Below are 21664 nucleotides of genomic sequence, written 5' to 3' on the forward strand. Positions count from 1 at the left end.
CTTAATTAGTCGCGGTCATCTCACCCGGCAGCGCGGCGCTCGCCGTCTGGGCTGCCCCACCCTGCGGCGCAGACTGAAGCGGATGCGCGTCAAAGTATTTACGCAGACCGTTGTAAATCGCTTCGGCAATTTGCTGCTGATAGCTGTCGCTGCCCAGTAAACGCTCTTCACCGTGATTACTGATAAAGCCCGTCTCGACCAGGATCGACGGAATATCCGGGGAGCGCAGCACGCCGAGGCTTGCATGTTCCGGACGACGCTTATGTAGCGATCCGACGCTTTGCAGCTGGTTCAGTACGTTAGTGGCGACATCATACCCGACGCGCTGAGAATGACCGAACTGTAAATCCAGTACCGCCTGGCTGAGATACGGATCGGCCTGGCTGTTTGCCAGCACATCGCCCGCCCCGCCTAACAGTTCAGACTGCTTCTCGTGCTCTTCAAGCCAGTTCGCCATTTCACTGTTGGCGCGGCGGTTGGACAGCACCCAGACCGACGCGCCGGTGGCGTTACGGTTCGGCGCAGCATCCGCATGAATCGAGACCAGGAAGTTGGCGTTTTGCTTACGCGCCACATCCGAGCGTCCCATCACCGAAATAAAGTAATCGCCATCGCGGGTCATCACCCCTTTAAACATCGGATCGTCATTCAGAAGCGCACGCAGCTTACGGGCAATGGCGATGGTGACATTTTTCTCCCGCGTACCGCCCGGGCCAATGGCGCCAGGATCTTGCCCACCGTGTCCGGCATCGATGGCGATAATCACCTTATCGCCACTCACCGGCGTACGCCGCGCGCTAACCGCCGGACGCGTCACCGTGTTGCTGCTGGTCACCGCGGTAAGACGGTCATTTTGTGATTTGAACGGATTACGGGCCGGCTCAGACGGCCTTGGGGTATAAACCGGCGCTTCCACGCGTTTTGCCACAACGGGTGCAGGCGGAGGCGGCGGCGGAACATCAGCATTAATGGTAAAGACCACCGTATAATTCGCGCCGTTTTGCTGCTTAACCGCCTTCGTTTTGCCTTTTTCGGTGAGATCGACCACAAGGCGCAGAGACTGCGCATCTTTCGGCGTCCCCGAACGGATGCTTTTCACCAGGTTGTTGCCGCTAAACTGGAGCGGCAGCCCCTGGATCACCCCGGACTGTTTAATATCGAGCGCCACGCTGCGGCTGTCGATTTGTGAGAAAGCATATTCAGGATCGCCCATAAAGCTGAACGTAATGCGGGCCTGGCTATCGCCGTTCGACACCTGAATATCCGAGAGGCTGGCCGCCCCGGCCTGCGCGCACAGCAGGACCGTGGCAGCTAACACCCAACCTTTAACGCGATTAATCATCCCGTTATCCCTACGCTCAACCGGCTAAACGCGCCAGTAAGGAACAGCCTGATGAGGAAACCGCACTGATGCGCGCCTCACGCCCTTGTGCCTGGTAATCTAAGTGAATTTCGACATCCGGGTCAGGCAGCACACCCGCACCTTGTTGCGGCCACTCCACCAGGCAAATGGCGTCGTTGGCAAAGTAATCGCGGATCCCCATAAATTCCAGCTCCTCCGGGTCCGCAAGACGATATAAATCAAAGTGGTACACCATGATATTTTCAAGCGTGTACGGTTCTACCAGCGTATAGGTCGGGCTTTTTACGTTCCCGTTATGGCCTAACGCCTGCAAAAAGCCACGGCTGAAGGTTGTTTTACCCGCGCCTAAATCTCCATACAGATAAATGACGGTCGCCCCCTGACAGGCCTGCGCCACGCGCGTGCCGAGATCTAAAGTGGCTTGTTCATCAGGTAAAGGAATCGCTCGATTAGTCATTTTCTACGTCAATCACATCCGGGTTAACAACACGCCGCAGCGTGCAAAAAAGATCGGTGGCCAGCATACCGCGCGTTCCATAACGAGCAGCCAGGCCGTCAGCCGCCGCACCGTGGGCCACGCAGCCGGCACAGGCTGCATCATAAAGGGGAAGTTTCTGTCCGAGCAATGCGCCAATGATGCCGGAGAGCACATCGCCCATGCCACCGCTCGCCATGCCTGCATTACCGGCATCAATAATGCCCATGGCATCATCGCTGGCGATAACGGTCCCCGCCCCTTTCAAAACGGCAACACCTCCGTAACGTTTTACCAGACGTTGGGCAGAAAGTAAGCGATCGCTTTCAATTTCTGCCACGCTACAGTTAAGCAGCCGTGCGGCTTCGCCGGGGTGCGGCGTCAGAATGCGATTGTGACGCTTATCCGGATTTATTGCCAGAAGGTTAAGCGCGTCGGCATCCCATAACATCGGTTTACGAAAATTCGCGGCCTTTTGCAGGGCTTGTTTACCCCAGCTCTGTTGCCCAAGCCCCGGACCAATCACCACCACGTCCGCCCACTCCAGGCCCTCTTCAATCGCCTGCGGGGTAAGCTCGTGGACCATCAGCTCCGGCCGCGCAGTAATGATGGGGGGAATGTTTTCGCTGCGGGTCAGCACGCGCACTAATCCGGCGCCGCAGCGCAACGCGGCCTCTCCTGTCATACGAATCGCACCCGCCGTGCCATGATCGCCACCAATAATCAGCAGTCGGCCATGGTCACCTTTATGGGAGGTGGGACGACGCGGCGGTAGCCACTGTGCAAGCTGAGACGCATCAAAGCGGGTGATGTGGGTATCCTGTCCCGCCAGCCAGTTTTCAAGCCCCAGGGCGTTGTGGTGTAACGTGCCCACGACATCCCGCGCTTTTCCGGTAAGCAGCCCCGGCTTCAGGGCGATAAAGGTCACGGTGTGCGCAGCCTCAATCGACACGTCCGGCGTCGCGCCGGTTTGCGCCATCAGGCCGGAGGGAATATCCAGCGCCACCACCGGTGCGGGGTGCGCGTTGGCGCGCGTAATCAGCGCGGCGACGTCATCGCGAGGCGCGCGCATCAGTCCCGTCCCCAGCAGACCATCAACAATCACGTCTACGTCATCGGGCCAGACGATATCAGGCGCATGGATAACGCCTCCCGCATTCAGCCAGGCTTCTCTCGCCATGCCTGCTTCTTCCGGTAGGAGCTTGTCGCTCTCCAGCGCCAGCAGGGTGACGCGCAGCCCCGTCGCTACGGCAAGACGCGCCACCACGTAGCCGTCGCCACCGTTATTGCCGTGACCGCACAGTATCAGGTAGTGCGAGGCATCCGGGTAAGCCGTGCGCGCCACGTTAAATGCCGCCTCGCCTGCACGCTGCATCAGTTCGTAAAGGGTAATGCCCATGCTGTCTGCGGCCTCTTTTTCGGCCCGACGAAGGTCATCTGCATGCCAGATGGAGTGTGGTATACTCGCGGGGTTTTTCTTCACAGTATGGTCCGTCATGTCACAGCCCCTCGATCTCAATGAATTAGCGCAAAAAATAAAACAGTGGGGTGCTGAACTGGGCTTCCAGAAGGTCGGTATTACTGACACCGATCTCTCTGCCAGCGAGCCTAAGCTACAGGCATGGCTGGATAAACAATACCACGGCGAAATGGAGTGGATGGCGCGTCACGGTATGATGCGTGCCCGCCCCCACGAGCTGTTGCCGGGTACGTTGCGCGTCATTAGCGTACGCATGAACTATCTGCCCGCTAACGCGGCCTTTGCGCGCACGCTAAAAAATCCCTCACTGGGTTACGTCAGCCGGTACGCTCTGGGACGTGATTACCACAAACTTCTGCGCAACCGTCTAAAAAAGCTCGGGGAAACCATCCAGCAGCACTGTGTTTCGCTGAATTTTAGACCCTTTGTTGATTCTGCGCCTATTCTTGAGCGTCCGATCGCTGAAAAAGCAGGGCTTGGCTGGACAGGTAAGCACTCACTTATCTTAAGCCGCGACGCGGGGTCATTCTTTTTCCTGGGTGAGCTACTGATTGATTTACCCCTGCCGGTAGACGGTCCGGTGGAAGAAGGCTGTGGCCGCTGCGTGGCCTGTATGACCATCTGCCCTACGGGCGCGATTGTTGAACCCTATACCGTTGATGCGCGCCGCTGTATCTCTTACCTCACTATCGAGCTGGAAGGCGCCATTCCAGAGGAATTTCGCCCGCTTATCGGCAACCGCATCTACGGCTGCGATGACTGCCAGCTGATTTGTCCGTGGAACCGCTATTCACAGCTGACGGACGAAGAAGACTTCAGCCCGCGTAAAGCGCTGCATGCGCCACAGCTTATTGAACTGTTCGCCTGGACCGAAGCCTGGTTCCTGAAGGTAACGGAAGGGTCTGCCATACGTCGTATCGGCCACCTGCGCTGGCTGCGTAATGTGGCCGTTGCGCTGGGCAATGCCCCGTGGGATGAAGCCAATCTTCAGGCGCTCGAAAGCCGCAGAGGTGAGCACCCACTTCTTGATGAGCACATAGAATGGGCGATTGCGCAGCAAATTGAGAAGCGAAATGCCGGCGTGGTTGAAGTCCAGTTACCGAAGAAACAGCGTCTGGTCAGGGTGATTGAAAAAGGGCTTACGCGAGATGCGTGATATATTCACAGCCTGTGAATAAAAATAAAAAGTGAGGCGCCATAAGGCTTAGCAAACAGGTCAAGTGATCTCAATAACATTTTGAAATCAAAATTTCTTCATATAATACAGAGGATTACGAAGATATTATTCACCCTGCTAACATTTTGTACAGACTGGTTTGATCGTGGTTTCTGTGGATAACTCTGTTTACAAGAGTATTTCAGATACAACAGAAAACGTCCCCAACGAAGCATTTCGCTGTGGATAGTTTGAATATGAAGAAGAATTTGGAGCGGGAAACGAGACTCGAACTCGCGACCCCGACCTTGGCAAGGTCGTGCTCTACCAACTGAGCTATTCCCGCTTGGGTGTTCTGGTGCTGTGCGTATCTTGCGATACTTTCAAATTTTGGAGCGGGAAACGAGACTCGAACTCGCGACCCCGACCTTGGCAAGGTCGTGCTCTACCAACTGAGCTATTCCCGCTTGGGTGTTCTGGTGCTGGCGTATCTTGCGATACTATTCAAATTTTGGAGCGGGAAACGAGACTCGAACTCGCGACCCCGACCTTGGCAAGGTCGTGCTCTACCAACTGAGCTATTCCCGCAAATCTGTACTGCTTTTGTTGCTGTCGTAACGTGTAATTCTCTGTCGTTACGGGAGGCGCATTATACGAGAAATCCGTTTAGCTGCAACCCCCCTCAAAGCGATTTTTTTGAAATTCAGTTTAAGTGCTTATTAAATCGGCAAGCTGAACAATTTAACGACAAAATACAGGCCGCGCAACGCGCCGGATCGCAAAATCAGAGCTTAATAAAGTTTTCGCGATAGTACGCCAGCTCCGCAACAGACTCGCGGATGTCATCCATCGCCTGGTGCGTCCCCTGCTTTGTGAAGCCGTCGAGAATTTCCGGTTTCCAGCGACGGGCCAGCTCTTTCAGGGTGCTCACATCCAGATAGCGGTAGTGGAAGTAGGACTCCAGCTCCGGCATGTACTTAAACAGGAAACGACGATCCTGACCAATGCTGTTGCCACAGATAGGCGATTTTCCTGCCGGCACCCACTGCTTCAGAAACTCAAGCGTCGCCAGCTCCGCTTCGCGGTCGCCCAGGGTGCTAGCCTTCACGCGTTCCACCAGCCCGCTGCCGGTATGGGTACGCACGTTCCACTCATCCATCAGCGCAAGCTGATCGTCGGACTGGTGCACGGCAATCGTTGGGCCTTCCGCCAGAATATTGAGGTTGGCATCGGTGACCAGTGTGGCGATCTCAATAATGCGATCGCGCTCGGGATCCAGGCCGGTCATCTCCAGATCGATCCAAATCAGGTTGTTTTCGTCCGCGCTCATGTTATTTTCCACCCTTCTCGCTTAACCGGCAGTAGCAGGTTAATTAGTATTAATTAGAGTGTATCATAGAGGTTTTGCCCGCTATGGGCGACCAGGAGCCAGCGCGATTGAGTAAAAATAAACTCTCCAAAGGGCAGCAGCGCCGCGTGAATGCAAATCACCAGCGCCGTCTTAAAACCACTACGGAGAAGCCCGATTACGACGACAACCTGTTTGGCGAAGCGACAGAAGGCGTGGTGATCAGCCGCTTCGGCATGCACGCCGATGTCGAATCCGCCGACGGGGATATCCACCGTTGCAATATCCGTCGCACCATCCGTTCACTGGTGACCGGGGACCGCGTGGTCTGGCGTCCGGGCAAGGAGGCGGCGGAAGGGGTAACGGTTAAAGGCATCGTTGAAGCCGTGCATGAACGCACGTCGGTCCTTACCCGCCCTGATTTCTACGACGGCGTGAAGCCCATTGCCGCCAACATTAACCAGATCGTGATCGTTTCGGCGATTTTACCCGAGCTTTCTCTTAATATTATCGACCGTTATCTGGTGGCCTGCGAAACGCTACAGGTTGAGCCGCTCATCGTGCTGAATAAAATCGATCTGCTGGATGACGAGGCCATGGCCTTTGTAAATGAGCAGATGGATATCTACCGCAACATTGGCTATCGCGTTTTGATGGTTTCCAGCCGCACCAAAGACGGCCTGAAGCCGCTGGAAGATGCGCTGACCGACCGCATCAGCATCTTTGCTGGGCAGTCCGGCGTGGGTAAATCGAGCCTGCTTAACAATCTGCTCGGCCTTCAGCAGGAGATCCTGACCAACGATGTGTCGGACGTCTCCGGGCTGGGCCAGCACACCACCACCGCCTCACGTCTCTATCACTTCCCGCACGGCGGCGATGTGATTGACTCCCCGGGCGTGCGCGAATTTGGTCTTTGGCATCTCGAACCGGAACAAATCTTTAACGGATTTGTCGAATTCCATGACTATTTAGGCGCTTGCAAATACCGCGACTGTAAACATGACAACGATCCGGGCTGCGCCATCCGTGAAGCGGTGGAGAACGGTGAAATTGCGGAAACCCGTTTCGAAAATTATCACCGCATTCTCGAAAGCATGGATCAGGTAAAAACGCGTAAAAACTTTTCTGATTCTGATAACTGACAACTAAGCTAAGCGTCGCTAAAATCGTCCCCTTTTTTCAGGTTCCGGCAGCGCGCTGCCGGATCAGGAACGACAAAACAATGGCCTGGAGGCTACCTTGTTAAACTCATTTAAACTTTCGCTTCAATACATTCTGCCTAAACTGTGGCTCACTCGCCTGGCGGGCTGGGGCGCGAGCAAACGAGCGGGCTGGCTGACCAAACTGGTCATCGACCTGTTCGTGAAATACTACAAGGTCGACATGAAAGAAGCGCAGAAGCCGGATACGGCAAGCTACCGCACCTTCAACGAATTTTTTGTGCGTCCGCTGCGCGACGAAGTGCGTCCGCTGAATACCGACCCGAACGTGCTGGTGATGCCTGCTGACGGCGTGATCAGCCAGCTGGGTAAAATTGAAGACGACAAAATTTTGCAGGCGAAAGGCCATAACTACAGCCTGGAAGCGCTGCTGGCCGGTAACTACCTGATGGCGGATCTGTTCCGCAACGGTACGTTCGCCACCACCTATCTCTCCCCGCGCGACTATCACCGCGTTCATATGCCGTGTAACGGTATCCTGCGCGAGATGATCTACGTGCCGGGCGATCTGTTCTCCGTAAACCACCTGACGGCGCAAAACGTCCCGAATCTGTTTGCCCGCAACGAGCGCGTCATCTGCCTGTTTGATACTGAATTTGGTCCAATGGCGCAGATTCTGGTGGGTGCGACCATCGTAGGCAGCATCGAAACCGTCTGGGCGGGCACCATTACGCCGCCGCGCGAAGGCGTGATCAAGCGCTGGACCTGGCCTGCCGGCGAAGATGAAGGTTCTGTGGCCCTGCTGAAAGGCCAGGAGATGGGCCGCTTCAAGCTGGGCTCAACGGTAATCAACCTGTTCGCACCGGGCAAAGTTAACCTGGTCGAGGAGCTGAAAAGCCTGTCCGTGACCAAACTTGGCCAGCCTCTGGCCGTATCGACTGAAATCTTTGCAACGCCAGACGTTGCGCCAGCCCCATTGCCGGAAGAAGAGATTAAGGCCGAGCACGACGCCAGCCCGCTGGTTGACGACAAAAAAGACGAAGGCTAACAACAGAAGGATCGCTGACGTGCGCCCGATTATCGTATTACTGATGGCCTGGTGCCTCAGCATGGGGGCGTACGCAGCGACGGCCCCCGACGCCAAACAGATAACCCAGGAGCTGGAGCAGGCAAAAGCGGCGAAACCCGCTCAGCCGGAGGCCGTTGAGTCGCTCCAGTCTGCACTGAACGCGCTTGAGGAACGGAAAGGCTCCCTTGAGCGCGCACAGCAGTATCAGCAGGTTATCGACAACTTCCCCAAACTCTCTCAGACCCTGCGTTCGCAGTTAAACAACCTGCGCGATGAACCGCGCCAGGTACCCGCAGGGATGACGTCCGAGGCGCTGAATCAGGAGATCCTGCAAGTCAGCAGCCAGCTTCTGGAAAAGAGCCGCCTGGCTCAGCAGGAGCAGGAGCGGGCGCGTGAAATTGCCGACTCCCTCAGCCAGCTTCCACAGCAGCAAACCGACGCCCGCCGTCAGTTAAATGAGGTGGAACGCCGCATCGGGACGCAGACGGGCAACACGCCGCAGAATCAGGCGCAAAATCTTGGGCTACAGGCTGAATCCGCCAGACTGAAAGCGCTGGTCGATGAACTGGAGCTGGCACAGCTTTCTGCCAACAACCGCCAGGAGCTGTCGCGGATGCGTTCCGAGCTGGCGCAGAAGCAGAGCGAACAGCTTGATGCGTATCTCCAGGCGCTGAGAAATCAGCTCAACAGCCAGCGTCAGCGTGAAGCTGAACGTGCCCTGGAAAGCACCGAGTTATTGGCCGAAAACAGCGATAACCTGCCTGAAGGCATCGTCGCCCAGTTTAAGGTTAACCGCGAACTTTCTGCGGCGCTGAATCAGCAGGCGCAGCGTATGGATTTGGTCGCGTCGCAGCAGCGTCAGGCCACCAATCAAACCCTTCAGGTGCGTCAGGCGCTCAACACGCTGCGCGAACAGTCCCAGTGGCTTGGCTCGTCTAACCTGTTGGGCGAAGCGTTACGCGCGCAGGTCGCGCGTCTGCCGGAGATGCCAAAACCGCAGCAGCTTGATACTGAGATGGCGCAGCTGCGCGTTCAGCGTCTTCACTATGAAGACCTCCTCAATAAGCAGCCGCAAATCCGCCAGATCCGTCAGGCTGACGGACAGCCGCTTACCGGCGAGCAGAGTCGTATTCTGGAAGCGCAGCTGCGCACCCAGCGCGAGCTGCTGAACTCCCTGTTACAGGGTGGCGATACGCTGATCCTTGAGCTGACCAAGCTGAAAGTATCAAACAGCCAGCTGGAGGATGCGCTGAAGGAGGTCAACGAGGCCACGCACCGTTATCTCTTCTGGACGTCCGACGTGCGGCCGATGACCTTCGCCTGGCCGATTGAAATCGTGCAGGATCTGCGCCGCCTTATTTCGCTGGATACCTTCAGCCAGTTGGGCCTTGCCAGCGTGATGATGATAACCAGTAAGGAGACCATCTTCCCTCTGCTGGGAGCGCTGATTCTGGTGGGCTTCAGTATTTATTCCCGTCGCCACTTCACCCGTTTCCTCGAGCGCTCCAGCGCCCGTGTGGGAAAAGTGACCCAGGATCACTTCTGGCTGACGCTGCGCACGGTGTTCTGGTCAATTCTGGTCGCGTCCCCGCTGCCGGTGCTGTGGATGACGCTCGGATACGGCCTGCGTGAAGCCTGGCCTTATCCCCTTGCCGTCGCGATTGGCGACGGCGTAACCGCCACCGTCCCGCTGCTGTGGGTCGTGATGATTTGCGCCACGTTCGCGCGGCCAAACGGTCTGTTCATCGCTCACTTTGGCTGGCCGCGTAATCGCGTTGCGCGGGCGATGCGTTATTACCTGATGAGTATCGGGCTGATTGTGCCGCTGATTATGGCGTTGATCATGTTCGATAATCTCAATGACCGGGAGTTCTCCGGCTCGCTGGGACGTCTGTGCTTTATGCTGATCTGCGGGGCACTGGCGGTGGTAACGCTCAGCCTGAAGCGCGCCGGGATCCCGCTCTATCTCGATAAGAGCGGCAGTGGCGATAACATGTTTAACCGTCTGCTGTGGAACCTGCTGCTCAGCGCGCCGCTGGCGGCAATGCTGGCGGCAGCTGTCGGCTACCTCGCTACGTCGCAGGCGCTGCTGGCGCGACTGGAAACGTCGGTGGCCATCTGGTTCCTGCTGCTGGTGGTTTACCACGTTATTCGCCGCGGCATGCTGATCCAGCGTCGTCGTCTGGCGTTTGACCGCGCCAAACATCGTCGCGCAGAAATTCTGGCCCAGCGTGCGCGCGGCGAAGAAGAGCCGAACCACGTCAACAGCACGGAAGGGGCTGCGGAAGCAGACGACGTTGAACTGGATCTGGATGCTATCAGTACCCAGTCCCTGCGGCTGGTGCGCTCAATTCTGATGCTGGTTGCCCTGCTGTCGGTGATTTTCCTGTGGTCGGAAATTCACTCCGCGTTTGGCTTCCTGGAGAACATTTCGTTGTGGGACGTGACGTCCACGGTGCAGGGAGTCGAAAGCCTGGAGCCCATCACATTAGGGGCCGTGCTGATTGCGATTCTGGTGCTGATCATCACCACGCAGCTGATACGTAACTTCCCTGCTCTGCTGGAGCTGGCGCTGTTGCAGCATCTGGATTTAACCCCCGGCACGGGCTATGCGATCACCACTATCACCAAGTATTTAATCATGCTGTTTGGTGGGCTGGTGGGCTTCTCGATGATTGGTATCGAATGGTCAAAACTGCAATGGCTGGTTGCCGCCCTGACCGTAGGCCTGGGCTTTGGTTTACAGGAAATCTTCGCCAACTTCGTGTCTGGTCTGATCATTCTGTTTGAAAAACCGATTCGAATTGGCGATACGGTGACCATCCGCGATCTGACCGGCAGCGTCACCCGAATCAACACCCGCGCTACCACCATCAGCGACTGGGACCGTAAAGAGATCATCGTCCCGAACAAAGCGTTTATCACCGAGCAGTTTATCAACTGGTCGCTGTCTGACTCCGTCACGCGTGTGGTGCTGACCGTACCGGCCCCGTCGGATGCCAACAGCGAAGAGGTGACGCAGATCCTCTATACGGCTGCTGAACGCTGTTCGCTGGTAATCGATAACCCGCCGCCGGAAGTCTTCCTGGTTGATTTGCAGCAGGGGATCCAGATTTTCGAGCTGCGTATTTACGCCGCCGAGATGGGCCACCGTATGCCGCTGCGCCATGAGATCCACCAGCTGATTCTGGCTGGCTTCCGCGAGCACGGGATCGATATGCCGTTCCCACCGTTCCAGATGCGTCTGGAAACGCTGGACGGACGTAAGACGGGAAGAACCTTGACGTCAGCGGCGCGTTCGCGCCCGGCGGGAAGTTTGTAATCCCTTTCCCCCTCCCTGTCGGGAGGGGTTTTTTATTCGCTATGCCACTTCCGCCACGCAGATCGTCATGCGACGGCGATAGTTTTCATAAATCCCCATTGCCAGCATTGAGAAGAAAATCGGTCCGCCAACCATCCACAGCGTGCTGTTCCAGTCATTTGCCTCAACCACGGGCTGAATGACGGTAAAAATGTTGGCGAACGCAACGACCAGCACCACAACGGTGGTCGCCACCAGCGTCGCCGCGCGGGTTTTGAAGATCACAAACGGACGCTCCAGATCCTGCTTCGCCTTAAAGAACGGAAACGCCAAGGCCAGGAAAAGGTACGGAAGCGTCATTGACACGTTCGCCATCAGGGTCAGCTTGTTATAGAAGGCCGACGCGGTATCGCCGCCAAAGGACACCAGCAGAATGAACACGCACACCAGCAGGCACTGCATCCACATGGCGTTAGCAGGCATACCGGCAGCATTGAGCTGGGTCATCCGTGCGGGCCACAGCGCCTTTGGCGTGCCCTGAATAATCGCTTTCAGCGGCGAGTAGATCAGCGTGAAGAACGCGCCGGTATAGGCGAGGAACATCGACAGGCCGGTAATGCGCGCAAACCAGATCCCCAGGGTAGCCGATGCTTCCGGCGTCAGGTGCATGGCGTTACCGAGCGTCATCCCCAGGCTTTTCATCAGCACGTAGGTGATGTTCCCGAGGTTGGTGGTGTTATTGCTCAACACCTGCTGCCAGTTGGTGCTGACGCCCCAGAGGAAAATCGCCAGCGAGTAGCCAATGGAAATGACGATGGCGGCAAAGATAATGCCTTTGGCGAAGTTCTTTTCCGGGTTTTCGGTTTTGTCGACCAGCCCGCCTACGGCTTCAATACCGCCGTAAGCAAAGATGGCAAACACCACGAACGAGAGCATGGCCAGCCCGGACTGATACCCCGGATTAGGCGATGAAACAAAGTTGACTTCCTGGGCGAAATGCCCGCCGTTCAGGCACAGAATGGCGATACTGGCCAGCAGCAGCACCAGATTCAGACACATCACGGAAATCCCGCCAACCGCGGTGATACGGGCTATTTTGTTGATGCCTTTGGAGGCCACCAGCGTGACCACCACCATCCAGCACACCGCCAGAATACCCACCACCTGCGTGGAGCTCAGCCCCGCCAGGGACCAGACCTGCGTTTTGTCCGCACCGAAGAGAAACGTCGAGAACGGCACCCAGACCTTGGCTGCCGTGCTGACCATCCAGACCACGTAGGATGAAAACCACATGAAGGTACCGATAAATGCATAGCGTGGACCGACGCTGTTGTTCATCCACGAATAGATGCCGCCCTCTTCTTTCCGGTAAGCCGAGCCCATCTCCGCCATCATCAGCGCAAACGGGATAAAGAAGAACAGAGCGGAAACGATATAAAACGGCGTCGCGCTGTAGCCCATCAGATAAAAAGCGGACGGGCTATTGGCAAAGCCAAAGACTGACGTAAAAATCATCAGGATGAGCCCGGTAAGGGTCATTTTTTTGAGTGAGTGGGACATATAACCATCCGAAACGGAATTAAACTGCGCGGATGGTAGCAGATGACCAGACAAATATTGTGGCTATACGAGTCAAATTAAGAAAAAGACCCGTGCAGAGAGAAAATAGCAGTTTTTAATATGGCAAGTTAAATGGCCGGGTAAGCGACAGCGCCACCCGGCAACTCTTTAAGCGCGATCGACCGTAAAGGCGATCACGTCGCCCAGCTGTTCCGCGCCCAGCGCGAGCATCACCAGTCGATCCACGCCCAGCGCCACGCCGGAGCAGTCCGGCAAACCGGCCTTAAGCGCTTCCAGCAGGTTGGTGTCAATCGGCTGCTGCGGCAGACCGCGCGCGTTACGCTTGCGGTTATCTTGCTCGAAACGCTGCTGCTGTTCGCGCGCGTCGGTCAGCTCGTGGAAACCGTTCGCCAGCTCAATGCCTTTAAAGTACACCTCAAAACGCTCCGCCACGCGGTGATCTTCGGTGCTGATCTGCGCCAGCGAGGCCTGGCTGGCCGGGAAGTGATAGACAAACGTCGGGCGATCTTTACCAATTTGCGGTTCAACCCCAAAGGTGAACAGCAGTTGCAGCAGCGTGTCGCGGTCCTCTTCGGTATCCGCCACGTTGCTCAGATCCAGTTTTGCCGCCACCTCACGCAACTGGGTTTTATCAGCCGACAGCGGATCGATTTCCAGATGGCGCTGGAAGGCCTGCTGATAGGAGAGCGTTTCAGCTTCCGCGCAATCCAGCACCTGTTGCAGCAGATCGTCGACTTCGTTCATCAGGCGATACATGTCGTAGTGCGGGCGGTACCACTCCAGCATGGTGAATTCCGGATTATGGTGCCGGCCCATCTCTTCATTGCGGAAGCTACGGCACAGCTGATAAACCGGGCCACATCCGGCCGCCAGCAGACGCTTCATATGGTATTCCGGGCTGGTCATCAGATACAGATTCATGCCCTGAGAGTGGCCAGGGCCAACAAAACGGGTTTCAAACGGGACCAGATGAATATCCGTGACCGTCGCCTGACTCATGCACGGCGTTTCCACCTCCAGGACGCCGCGATCTGCAAAGAAGCGGCGGATCTCCGCCATAATTGCTGCGCGCTTCAACAGGTTTGGAATGGATGCGCTCGGCTGCCAGGTGGCCGTTTCGCTCATGAGTTTTTCTCCGTTTTCAGACAAGGGCACGAAGTCTACTCGTAAGCCGGGGCAGAGACAAATTTTGCACAGTAAAAGTCCTTTTTCATTACACAGAAAAATACTGTGACGCCATTCATCAATCACGATGATAAATCACCGCACAGAACAGCAAAAAAATCGAACGCGTCAAATTTCCCTCACATCTACGCGGTTATACTGTTATACCCATAAAGGAGCAGTGGAATCGCTTCCGCAATCGCCCGTTCGGGCAGGTGAACGTCCTTTAGTCCATCGCGTTGCGGGAAAACAAAAATCTGGAGGAATGTCGTGCAAACTTTTCAAGCCGATCTTGCCGTAATAGGCGCTGGCGGGGCTGGATTACGCGCTGCAATTGCTGCGGCACAAGCCAATCCGAACGCTAAAATCGCATTGATTTCAAAAGTCTATCCGATGCGCAGCCACACGGTAGCCGCAGAAGGAGGATCCGCCGCCGTCGCGCAGGATCATGACAGCTTCGAATACCATTTCCACGACACGGTTGCAGGGGGCGACTGGCTTTGCGAACAGGATGTCGTTGATTATTTCGTTCACCATTGCCCAACGGAAATGACCCAGCTGGAACAATGGGGATGCCCGTGGAGCCGCCGTCCGGACGGGAGCGTCAACGTTCGCCGCTTCGGTGGCATGAAGATCGAACGCACCTGGTTTGCCGCCGATAAGACCGGCTTCCACATGCTGCACACCCTGTTTCAGACCTCCCTCCAGTTCCCACAAATCCAGCGCTTTGACGAACATTTCGTTCTCGACATTCTGGTCGACGACGGTCATGCGCGCGGGCTGGTGGCGATGAACATGATGGAAGGCACGCTTGTCCAGATCCGCGCGAATGCAGTGGTCATGGCGACCGGCGGTGCGGGCCGCGTGTACCGCTATAACACCAACGGCGGCATCGTCACCGGTGACGGTATGGGCATGGCGCTCAGCCACGGCGTGCCGCTGCGCGATATGGAGTTCGTCCAGTATCACCCAACCGGCCTGCCCGGCTCCGGTATTCTGATGACGGAAGGCTGCCGCGGTGAAGGCGGTATTCTGGTCAACAAAAACGGTTACCGTTATCTACAGGATTACGGTATGGGCCCGGAAACCCCGCTCGGCGAGCCGAAAAACAAATACATGGAACTTGGCCCACGCGACAAAGTTTCTCAGGCTTTCTGGCACGAGTGGCGCAAAGGCAACACCATCTCAACGCCGCGCGGCGACGTGGTGCATCTCGACCTGCGCCATCTCGGCGAGAAAAAACTGCTGGAGCGTCTGCCGTTTATCTGCGAGCTGGCGAAAGCCTATGTGGGCGTCGACCCGGTGAAAGAGCCGATCCCGGTGCGTCCAACCGCGCACTATACGATGGGCGGAATCGAAACCGACCAGCAGTGCGAAACCCGCATCAAAGGGCTATTTGCGGTGGGCGAGTGTTCCTCCGTGGGTCTGCATGGCGCAAACCGTCTGGGCTCAAACTCGCTGGCTGAGCTGGTGGTCTTTGGCCGCATGGCGGGCGAACGCGCAATGGAGCGTGCCGCAACCGCAGGCGACGCCAACAGCGCGGCGCTGGATGCGCAGGTTGCAGACGTCGAAAAACGGCTGAAAGACCTGGTGAACCAGGAAGGTAACGAAAACTGGTCGAAGATCCGCGACGAAATGGGCCTGTCGATGGAAGAAGGCTGCGGGATCTACCGTACGCCAGAGCTGATGCAGAAAACCGTCGACAAGCTGGCGGAGTTGCAGGAGCGCTTCAAGCGCGTGCGCATCACCGACACCTCCAGCGTCTTTAATACCGACCTGCTCTATACCATTGAACTGGGCCACGGCCTGAACGTCGCGGAATGTATGGCGCACTCTGCCCTGGCGCGTAAAGAGTCGCGCGGCGCGCATCAGCGTCTGGACGAGGGCTGCACCGAACGTGACGACGTCAATTTCCTTAAACACACTCTAGCCTGGCGCGATGCGGATGGCACCACCCGCCTGGACTACAGCGACGTGAAAATCACCACGCTGCCACCAGCGAAACGCGTTTACGGTGCAGAAGCAGAAGCCGCCGATAAGAAGGAGAAGGCGAATGGCTGAGATGCAAAAACTGAAAGTTGAAGTGGTGCGCTACAATCCGGAAGTGGACGCCGCGCCGCACAGCGCTTTCTACGAAGTCCCTTACGACGAGCAAACCTCCCTGCTGGATGCGCTCGGCTATATTAAAGACAACCTGGCGCCAGACCTGAGTTACCGCTGGTCCTGCCGCATGGCAATCTGCGGCTCCTGCGGCATGATGGTCAACAAAGTGCCGAAGCTGGCGTGTAAAACCTTCCTGCGTGATTACACCAAAGGCATCAGGGTTGAAGCGCTGGGCAACTTCCCGATTGAGCGCGATCTGGTGGTCGACATGACCCACTTTATCGAAAGCCTCGAAGCGATAAAGCCGTACATCATCGGCAACCCGCGTACGCCGGATCAGGGGCCAAACACCCAGACGCCCGCGCAGATGGCGAAATACCATCAGTTTTCCGGCTGCATCAACTGCGGCCTGTGCTACGCCGCCTGTCCGCAGTTTGGCCTGAACCCTGAGTTTATCGGCCCGGCCGCCATTACCCTGGCGCACCGCTATAACGAGGACAGCCGCGACCACGGCAAAAAAGAACGTATGGCGCAGCTTAACGGCCAGAACGGGGTCTGGACCTGCACGTTTGTGGGTTACTGCTCTGAAGTCTGTCCGAAGCATGTCGACCCGGCCGCCGCCATTCAGCAGGGAAAAGTGGAAAGCTCGAAAGACTTTCTTATCGCTACCCTGAAACCACGCTAAGGAGTGCATGATGACGACTAAACGCAAAGCCTACGTGCGGCCAATGCCGTCCACCTGGTGGAAAAAACTGCCGTTTTATCGCTTCTATATGCTGCGTGAAGGCACGGCAGTTCCCGCGGTCTGGTTCAGCCTCGAACTGATGTACGGGCTTTATGCTCTCAAGCACGGCCCGGAAACCTGGGCCAGTTTTGTGGGCTTCCTGCAAAACCCAATCATCGTGGTTCTGAATCTGATTGTGCTCGCAGCCGCGCTGCTGCATACCAAAACCTGGTTTGAACTGGCGCCAAAAGCGGCAAACATCATTGTTAAAGGCGAGAAAATGGGACCGGAGCCGGTTATCAAAGGGCTCTGGGCGGTGACCGCAGTTGTCTCTGTGGTCATTCTGTTTGTCGCGCTGTTCTGGTAAGGAGACTACTGTGATCAATCCAAATCCAAAACGTTCAGACGAGCCGGTCTTCTGGGGGCTGTTTGGCGCAGGCGGCATGTGGAGCGCCATTGTTGCCCCGGTCATCATCCTGCTGGTCGGGATCATGCTGCCGCTGGGGCTGTTCCCGGGCGATGCGCTGAGCTACGAGCGCGTGCTGGCCTTTGCGAGCAGCTTTATTGGCCGCGTATTTCTCTTCCTGATGATCGTCCTGCCGCTGTGGTGCGGCCTGCACCGTATCCACCATGCGATGCACGATCTGAAAATCCATGTGCCAAGCGGTAAATGGGTCTTCTACGGTCTGGCGACCATTCTGACGGTGGTCACGCTGATTGCCGTGGTCACCATCTGACTGCACTGGCCCGCCGTCCGGCGGGCTTTTTACTTTTTCATCTTTCCTGCCAGCCACCCGGAAAATTCCCGCATTGCGGGCGTTTCTGCCCGGGACTGCAATCGGGTCAGCCAGTAACTGCCGAGCTCAATTTGCGTTGCAAAGGGCTGCACAATGCGCTCGCTGGCTAACAGATGGGTAAACATATCGACAGGCGCGATGGCAATGCCCACTCCCGCCTGAGCGGCCTCCAGCATGGTCACGGACGAATCAAACACCATTACACGGTGCGTTGGCGAAGGGGGATGCTCGCCGGCCGCCTGCATCCACGCGGACCACTCATCGCGCCGGTAGGAGCGCAGCAGCGTAAACCTGAGGATATCGGCCGGACTGTGCAGACGGGCGGCAATATCCGGCGTACACAGCGGCGCGAGCGGCGCATGACAAAGAAATTCAGCCTCGGTGCCGTGCCACGCCCCGCCGCCGTAGCGGATCGTGTAGTCAAGCCCTTCGGCGGCCGGATCGACGCGGTTATTATGGGTAGAAAGCTGAAGATCGATATGCGGATAGCCACGGCGAAAATCGTCCAGCAGTGAGAATAACACCCCGGTCGCGAACGTGCCCACCACGCCGATTTTCAGCTTCTCCTGCGCACGATGGTTAGCGAAGCGATCCAGCATGCCGGCTATACGATCGAACGAATCATTCAGCACCGGCAGTAAATTTTCGCCCTCGGTAGTCAACATCAGCCCGCGCGAAACGCGAACGAACAGCTGACAGTTCAGGTGTTGCTCCAGCGTCTTCACATGCTGGCTAATGGCGGAATGGGTCACGTTCAGCTCAATGGCCGCATGCGTAAAGCTGAGATGTCTTGCGGCGGCTTCAAAGGCTCGAAGCGAATTGAGGGGGAGATAGCTTCGCGTCATGGTCTCTTCCGTTAGAAAAATTAACAGCTAATGCTAAATTTAACCGTTTGTCAGGTGCAGTCAAATCTAACAGACTACGCCTGTCTGACGGGCCCGGACATCTCCTTGACTCGCTATTACGGAAGATTACTGATGATGAAAAAAACCCTTTGCTGCGCCGTGCTGCTCGGCATCTCTTGCTCTGCCCTCGCCGCGCCAGTGTCCGAACAACAGCTGGCGGAGGTGGTCGCGAAGACGGTTACGCCGCTGATGAAAGCCCAGTCTATTCCAGGTATGGCGGTGGCCGTTATTTATCAGGGTAAACCGCACTATTACACGTTTGGCAAGGCCGATATCGCAGCCAACAAACCGGTTACGCCTCAGACCCTGTTCGAGCTGGGCTCTATAAGTAAAACCTTCACCGGCGTTTTAGGTGGGGATGCCCTTGCTCGCGGTGAAATTTCGCTGGACGATCCGGTGACCAAATACTGGCCTGAGCTGACGGGCAAGCAGTGGCAAGGGATTCGGATGCTGGATCTCGCGACCTACACCGCCGGTGGTCTGCCGCTACAGGTGCCCGATGAGGTGACGGATGACGCCTCCCTGCTGCGCTTCTATCAACACTGGCAGCCACAGTGGAAGCCAGGCACAACGCGCCTTTATGCCAACGCCAGCATCGGCCTGTTTGGCGCGCTGGCGGTTAAGCCTTCCGGCATACGCTACGAGCAGGCGATGACCGAGCGAGTGTTCAAACCGCTGGCGCTGCATCACACCTGGATTAACGTGCCGAAAGCGGAAGAGGCGCATTACGCCTGGGGCTATCGTGACGGCAAAGCGGTACACGTTTCGCCGGGTATGCTGGATGCACAAGCCTATGGCGTGAAAACCAACGTGCAGGATATGGCGAACTGGGTCATGGCAAACATGGCGCCAGAGAACGTTGCTGATGCCTCACTTAAGCAGGGCATCGCGCTGGCGCAGTCGCGCTACTGGCGTATCGGTTCAATGTACCAGGGCCTGGGCTGGGAGATGCTCAACTGGCCCGTGGAGGCCAAAACGGTGGTCGAGGGCAGCGACAGTAAGGTGGCGCTGGCCGCCTTGCCTGCGGTGGAAATAAATCCTCCGGCTCCGCCTGTAAAAGCCTCCTGGGTGCACAAAACCGGGTCGACGGGCGGGTTCGGCAGCTACGTGGCCTTTATTCCTGAAAAGCAGATCGGCATCGTGATGCTCGCGAATAAAAGCTATCCGAACCCGGCACGCGTTGAGGCGGCATACCATATCCTCGACGCGCTACAGTAAAACATTGCCGGGTGGCGGCTTCGCCTTACCCGGCAAAACCCGCTGCACAATCTTCCGCATTTTTCCTGCTGTCATCTACACTTAACAAAAAACGGTAAGGAAACTTCTATGCGCATTCTGCCTGTTATTGCCGCAGTAACAGCCGCGTTTTTAGTGGTTGCTTGCAGTTCCCCAACTCCTCCGCCTGGCGTCACGGTAGTCAGTAATTTTGACGCACAGCGCTTCCTCGGCACATGGTATGAAATCGCCCGCATGGATCATAAATTCGAACGGGGCTTAGAAAAAGTAACGGCCTCCTACAGCGCGATGGATGACGGCGGGATCCAGGTCGTCAACCGCGGCTATAATCCGGACCGGCAGATGTGGCAGCAGACGGTGGGTCAGGCCTATTTCACCGGCGCGCCTAACCGCGCGGCAATGAAAATCTCTTTCTTCGGCCCATTCTACGGCGGATATAACGTTATTGCGCTGGACAAAGAGTACCGCCACGCGCTGGTGTGTGGGCCGGATCGCAACTATCTTTGGATACTCTCCCGCACGCCAACGATCACGGCGGAAATGAAACAGCAGATGCTGGACGTTGCGACCCGGCAAGGGTTTGACGTGACGAAATTAATCTGGGTAAAACAGCCGCATTAGTGCGTACTCAGTTTTAACCCAATGATGCCCGCGACGATTAACGCGAGACTGGCAATGCGCGCCAGGCTCGCAGATTCCCCCAGCAGCAGAATGCCGGTAATAGCAGCCCCTACCGCGCCAATTCCCGTCCAGACAGCGTAAGCCGTTCCCACTGGCAAGGTCCGCATTGACCATGACAGCATAACGATACTGACAATCATCGCGGCGATGGTAATGACGCTGGGCGTCAGGCGGGTAAAACCGTGGGTGTATTTCAGACCAATTGCCCATACCACTTCGAGCAAACCGGCGATAACAAGAACGATCCAGGACATTTCAGGCTCCTTAACTTTACGACAAGTTGGGGCCGTCCCCGATGAGTGACGCGCTTACGGGTCGTCCCGCAAGGCAGAAGTTGCACCTTATATTTTGGTTAGCGCGGTATTTTTTTTCAAACTTTTTTTGCTGAACGCGTTAAGGCAAGAAATAGCCTCAGTAAGGCGCGCAGTTCAGGCATTTATAACTCATCCGACTTCTCTATGATGTTATGCTTTCTAATGGCAGGAAGCCAAACCACTAGCCGACTGCGAATATTGTATGTTCAAAATTCTTTTGATTGACCGCTGTCACTTCACCCGCGCGGGATTTGAAGCATGGGCCAATCATTCAGACCTGCTGTCAGGTCATTTCGTCGTAACCGGGGTGAATAACCTTTTCCTCGCCAGAGAGCATATTCTGCAATGGAAACCTGCACTGGTCATCGCTGATTTATCTGGCTTCCGGCAGGATTTACACCATTTTCAGCAACTGTCCTCCCTGCTGATTGCCAGCGAAACGCTGCCTTTTATTTTGCTGCAATCTGGGCAGGAACAGGCGTTGACGGATTATCTGGCGCAATACCCGATATGGTCTTCACTCTCTAAAAATACCGATCTGGAAGGACTGGCCGCAGTGATTAACGACGCGCTAACGTCATGCGCAACCCCGGAGCTTCCGGAAATGGCAGCACCGTTACTGACGCGTCAGGAAGAGAGAGTTCTGACATTATGGATGGAGGGCGCAAGCAACCAGAAGATTGCCAGTCATCTGCGCATTAACGGCAAAACGGTGTACACATACAAACGCAATATCCGCATGAAGCTTCATATGGATACGCGCTACTCCCCGTTTTTAACGCTACAGGAAGTGGAGAATTGACGGTA

General features: G+C 56.4%; 19 protein-coding genes and 3 tRNA genes. 11 read left to right on the forward strand and 11 right to left on the reverse strand.

From position 1 onward, the window contains the following. Nucleotide 1: 1 nt before the first annotated feature. Genes amiB through nnr form a run of 3 tightly spaced genes read right to left on the reverse strand, consistent with a single transcriptional unit; the run spans nucleotide 2 to nucleotide 3336 of the window. Complete coding sequence (gene amiB / locus E0L16_RS16795; RefSeq protein WP_102750501.1) at nucleotides 2–1342, reverse strand: N-acetylmuramoyl-L-alanine amidase AmiB; 1341 nt, start codon at nucleotides 1340–1342, stop codon at nucleotides 2–4. A gap of 16 nt (nucleotides 1343–1358) precedes the next feature. After that, on the reverse strand, nucleotides 1359–1820 hold the full coding sequence (gene tsaE, locus E0L16_RS16800) for a tRNA (adenosine(37)-N6)-threonylcarbamoyltransferase complex ATPase subunit type 1 TsaE (RefSeq protein ID WP_063450935.1): 462 nt from the start codon (nucleotides 1818–1820) through the stop codon (nucleotides 1359–1361). Then, nucleotides 1813–3336, reverse strand: coding sequence for a bifunctional ADP-dependent NAD(P)H-hydrate dehydratase/NAD(P)H-hydrate epimerase (nnr, locus tag E0L16_RS16805; protein ID WP_131637480.1), 1524 nt, complete (start codon nucleotides 3334–3336; stop codon nucleotides 1813–1815). The genes tsaE and nnr overlap by 8 nt, the downstream gene beginning before the upstream one ends. On the opposite strand from nnr, the gene queG reads away from it, so the two are divergent. Further along, nucleotides 3335–4474, forward strand: a complete 1140-nt coding sequence (queG, locus tag E0L16_RS16810; protein ID WP_131637482.1) for a tRNA epoxyqueuosine(34) reductase QueG — start codon at nucleotides 3335–3337, stop codon at nucleotides 4472–4474. The genes nnr and queG overlap by 2 nt on opposite strands. Before the next feature lie 270 nt (nucleotides 4475–4744). Here the strand turns inward: queG and E0L16_RS16815 are convergent. The 4 genes from E0L16_RS16815 to orn form a co-directional block, all read right to left on the reverse strand. Beyond that, nucleotides 4745–4820, reverse strand: a tRNA-Gly gene (locus tag E0L16_RS16815). Nucleotides 4821–4865: 45 nt separating this feature from the next. Then, nucleotides 4866–4941: transfer RNA gene (locus tag E0L16_RS16820), tRNA-Gly, on the reverse strand. A gap of 45 nt (nucleotides 4942–4986) precedes the next feature. Continuing rightward, a tRNA-Gly gene (locus E0L16_RS16825) sits at nucleotides 4987–5062 on the reverse strand. A 196-nt stretch (nucleotides 5063–5258) separates the two neighbouring features. Then, nucleotides 5259–5804 (reverse strand): oligoribonuclease, encoded by a 546-nt coding sequence (gene orn, locus E0L16_RS16830; RefSeq protein ID WP_003855965.1) that lies wholly within the window; start codon nucleotides 5802–5804, stop codon nucleotides 5259–5261. Between the two features lie 107 nt (nucleotides 5805–5911). Between orn and rsgA the strand changes: the two genes are divergently transcribed. The 3 genes from rsgA to mscM all read left to right on the forward strand — a co-directional run bounded on the left by rsgA (nucleotide 5912) and on the right by mscM (nucleotide 11373). Further along, nucleotides 5912–6964 carry a small ribosomal subunit biogenesis GTPase RsgA gene (gene rsgA, locus E0L16_RS16835; RefSeq protein ID WP_003855964.1) on the forward strand — a complete coding sequence of 351 codons (1053 nt, stop codon included), beginning with the start codon at nucleotides 5912–5914 and terminating at the stop codon, nucleotides 6962–6964. A gap of 97 nt (nucleotides 6965–7061) precedes the next feature. Then, nucleotides 7062–8030: an archaetidylserine decarboxylase gene (asd, locus tag E0L16_RS16840; RefSeq protein ID WP_131637485.1), complete on the forward strand. Its 969-nt coding sequence runs from the start codon at nucleotides 7062–7064 to the stop codon at nucleotides 8028–8030. 19 nt (nucleotides 8031–8049) lie between these two features. Beyond that, nucleotides 8050–11373, forward strand: a complete 3324-nt coding sequence (mscM, locus tag E0L16_RS16845) for a miniconductance mechanosensitive channel MscM (protein ID WP_131637487.1) — start codon at nucleotides 8050–8052, stop codon at nucleotides 11371–11373. A 39-nt stretch (nucleotides 11374–11412) separates the two neighbouring features. Here mscM and yjeM read toward each other — a convergent pair whose 3' ends face one another. Together yjeM and epmA are read right to left on the reverse strand one after the other, a co-directional pair. Then, nucleotides 11413–12912 carry a glutamate/gamma-aminobutyrate family transporter YjeM gene (gene yjeM, locus E0L16_RS16850; RefSeq protein ID WP_107534503.1) on the reverse strand — a complete coding sequence of 500 codons (1500 nt, stop codon included), beginning with the start codon at nucleotides 12910–12912 and terminating at the stop codon, nucleotides 11413–11415. Nucleotides 12913–13080: 168 nt separating this feature from the next. Continuing rightward, on the reverse strand, nucleotides 13081–14058 hold the full coding sequence (epmA, locus tag E0L16_RS16855; RefSeq protein ID WP_063450943.1) for an elongation factor P--(R)-beta-lysine ligase: 978 nt from the start codon (nucleotides 14056–14058) through the stop codon (nucleotides 13081–13083). A gap of 309 nt (nucleotides 14059–14367) precedes the next feature. On the opposite strand from epmA, the gene frdA reads away from it, so the two are divergent. The 4 genes from frdA to frdD are packed head-to-tail and all read left to right on the forward strand — an operon-like array spanning nucleotide 14368 to nucleotide 17661. Further along, the gene (gene frdA, locus E0L16_RS16860) at nucleotides 14368–16158 is read left to right on the forward strand and encodes a fumarate reductase (quinol) flavoprotein subunit (RefSeq protein WP_131637490.1); all 1791 of its coding nucleotides are present in this window, start codon (nucleotides 14368–14370) and stop codon (nucleotides 16156–16158) included. Next, nucleotides 16151–16885 (forward strand): succinate dehydrogenase/fumarate reductase iron-sulfur subunit, encoded by a 735-nt coding sequence (locus E0L16_RS16865; RefSeq protein WP_107534501.1) that lies wholly within the window; start codon nucleotides 16151–16153, stop codon nucleotides 16883–16885. Before frdA ends, E0L16_RS16865 begins: the two co-directional genes overlap by 8 nt. A 10-nt stretch (nucleotides 16886–16895) precedes the next feature. After that, complete coding sequence (frdC, locus tag E0L16_RS16870; RefSeq protein WP_063867117.1) at nucleotides 16896–17291, forward strand: fumarate reductase subunit FrdC; 396 nt, start codon at nucleotides 16896–16898, stop codon at nucleotides 17289–17291. 10 nt (nucleotides 17292–17301) lie between these two features. Beyond that, nucleotides 17302–17661 (forward strand): fumarate reductase subunit FrdD, encoded by a 360-nt coding sequence (frdD, locus tag E0L16_RS16875; protein WP_063450947.1) that lies wholly within the window; start codon nucleotides 17302–17304, stop codon nucleotides 17659–17661. A 29-nt stretch (nucleotides 17662–17690) separates the two neighbouring features. Here frdD and ampR read toward each other — a convergent pair whose 3' ends face one another. Beyond that, entirely contained in the window at nucleotides 17691–18566 is an 876-nt protein-coding gene (gene ampR, locus E0L16_RS16880; RefSeq protein ID WP_063450948.1) for a LysR family transcriptional regulator AmpR, read from the reverse strand. 132 nt (nucleotides 18567–18698) lie between these two features. Between ampR and blaACT the strand changes: the two genes are divergently transcribed. Next, nucleotides 18699–19844 (forward strand): ACT family cephalosporin-hydrolyzing class C beta-lactamase, encoded by a 1146-nt coding sequence (gene blaACT / locus E0L16_RS16885; protein WP_131637492.1) that lies wholly within the window; start codon nucleotides 18699–18701, stop codon nucleotides 19842–19844. A 108-nt stretch (nucleotides 19845–19952) separates the two neighbouring features. Next, nucleotides 19953–20483 carry a lipocalin family protein gene (locus E0L16_RS16890; RefSeq protein WP_131637494.1) on the forward strand — a complete coding sequence of 177 codons (531 nt, stop codon included), beginning with the start codon at nucleotides 19953–19955 and terminating at the stop codon, nucleotides 20481–20483. Here E0L16_RS16890 and sugE read toward each other — a convergent pair. Then, nucleotides 20480–20797 (reverse strand): quaternary ammonium compound efflux SMR transporter SugE, encoded by a 318-nt coding sequence (gene sugE, locus E0L16_RS16895; protein WP_063450951.1) that lies wholly within the window; start codon nucleotides 20795–20797, stop codon nucleotides 20480–20482. The two genes, E0L16_RS16890 and sugE, sit on opposite strands and share 4 nt — an antisense overlap. Before the next feature lie 262 nt (nucleotides 20798–21059). On the opposite strand from sugE, the gene E0L16_RS16900 reads away from it, so the two are divergent. Further along, nucleotides 21060–21659, forward strand: coding sequence for a helix-turn-helix transcriptional regulator (locus E0L16_RS16900; RefSeq protein ID WP_063867109.1), 600 nt, complete (start codon nucleotides 21060–21062; stop codon nucleotides 21657–21659). Nucleotides 21660–21664: the final 5 nt, after the last annotated feature.

This window comes from Enterobacter quasihormaechei (genome assembly GCF_004331385.1).
Lineage (GTDB): Bacteria > Pseudomonadota > Gammaproteobacteria > Enterobacterales > Enterobacteriaceae > Enterobacter > Enterobacter quasihormaechei.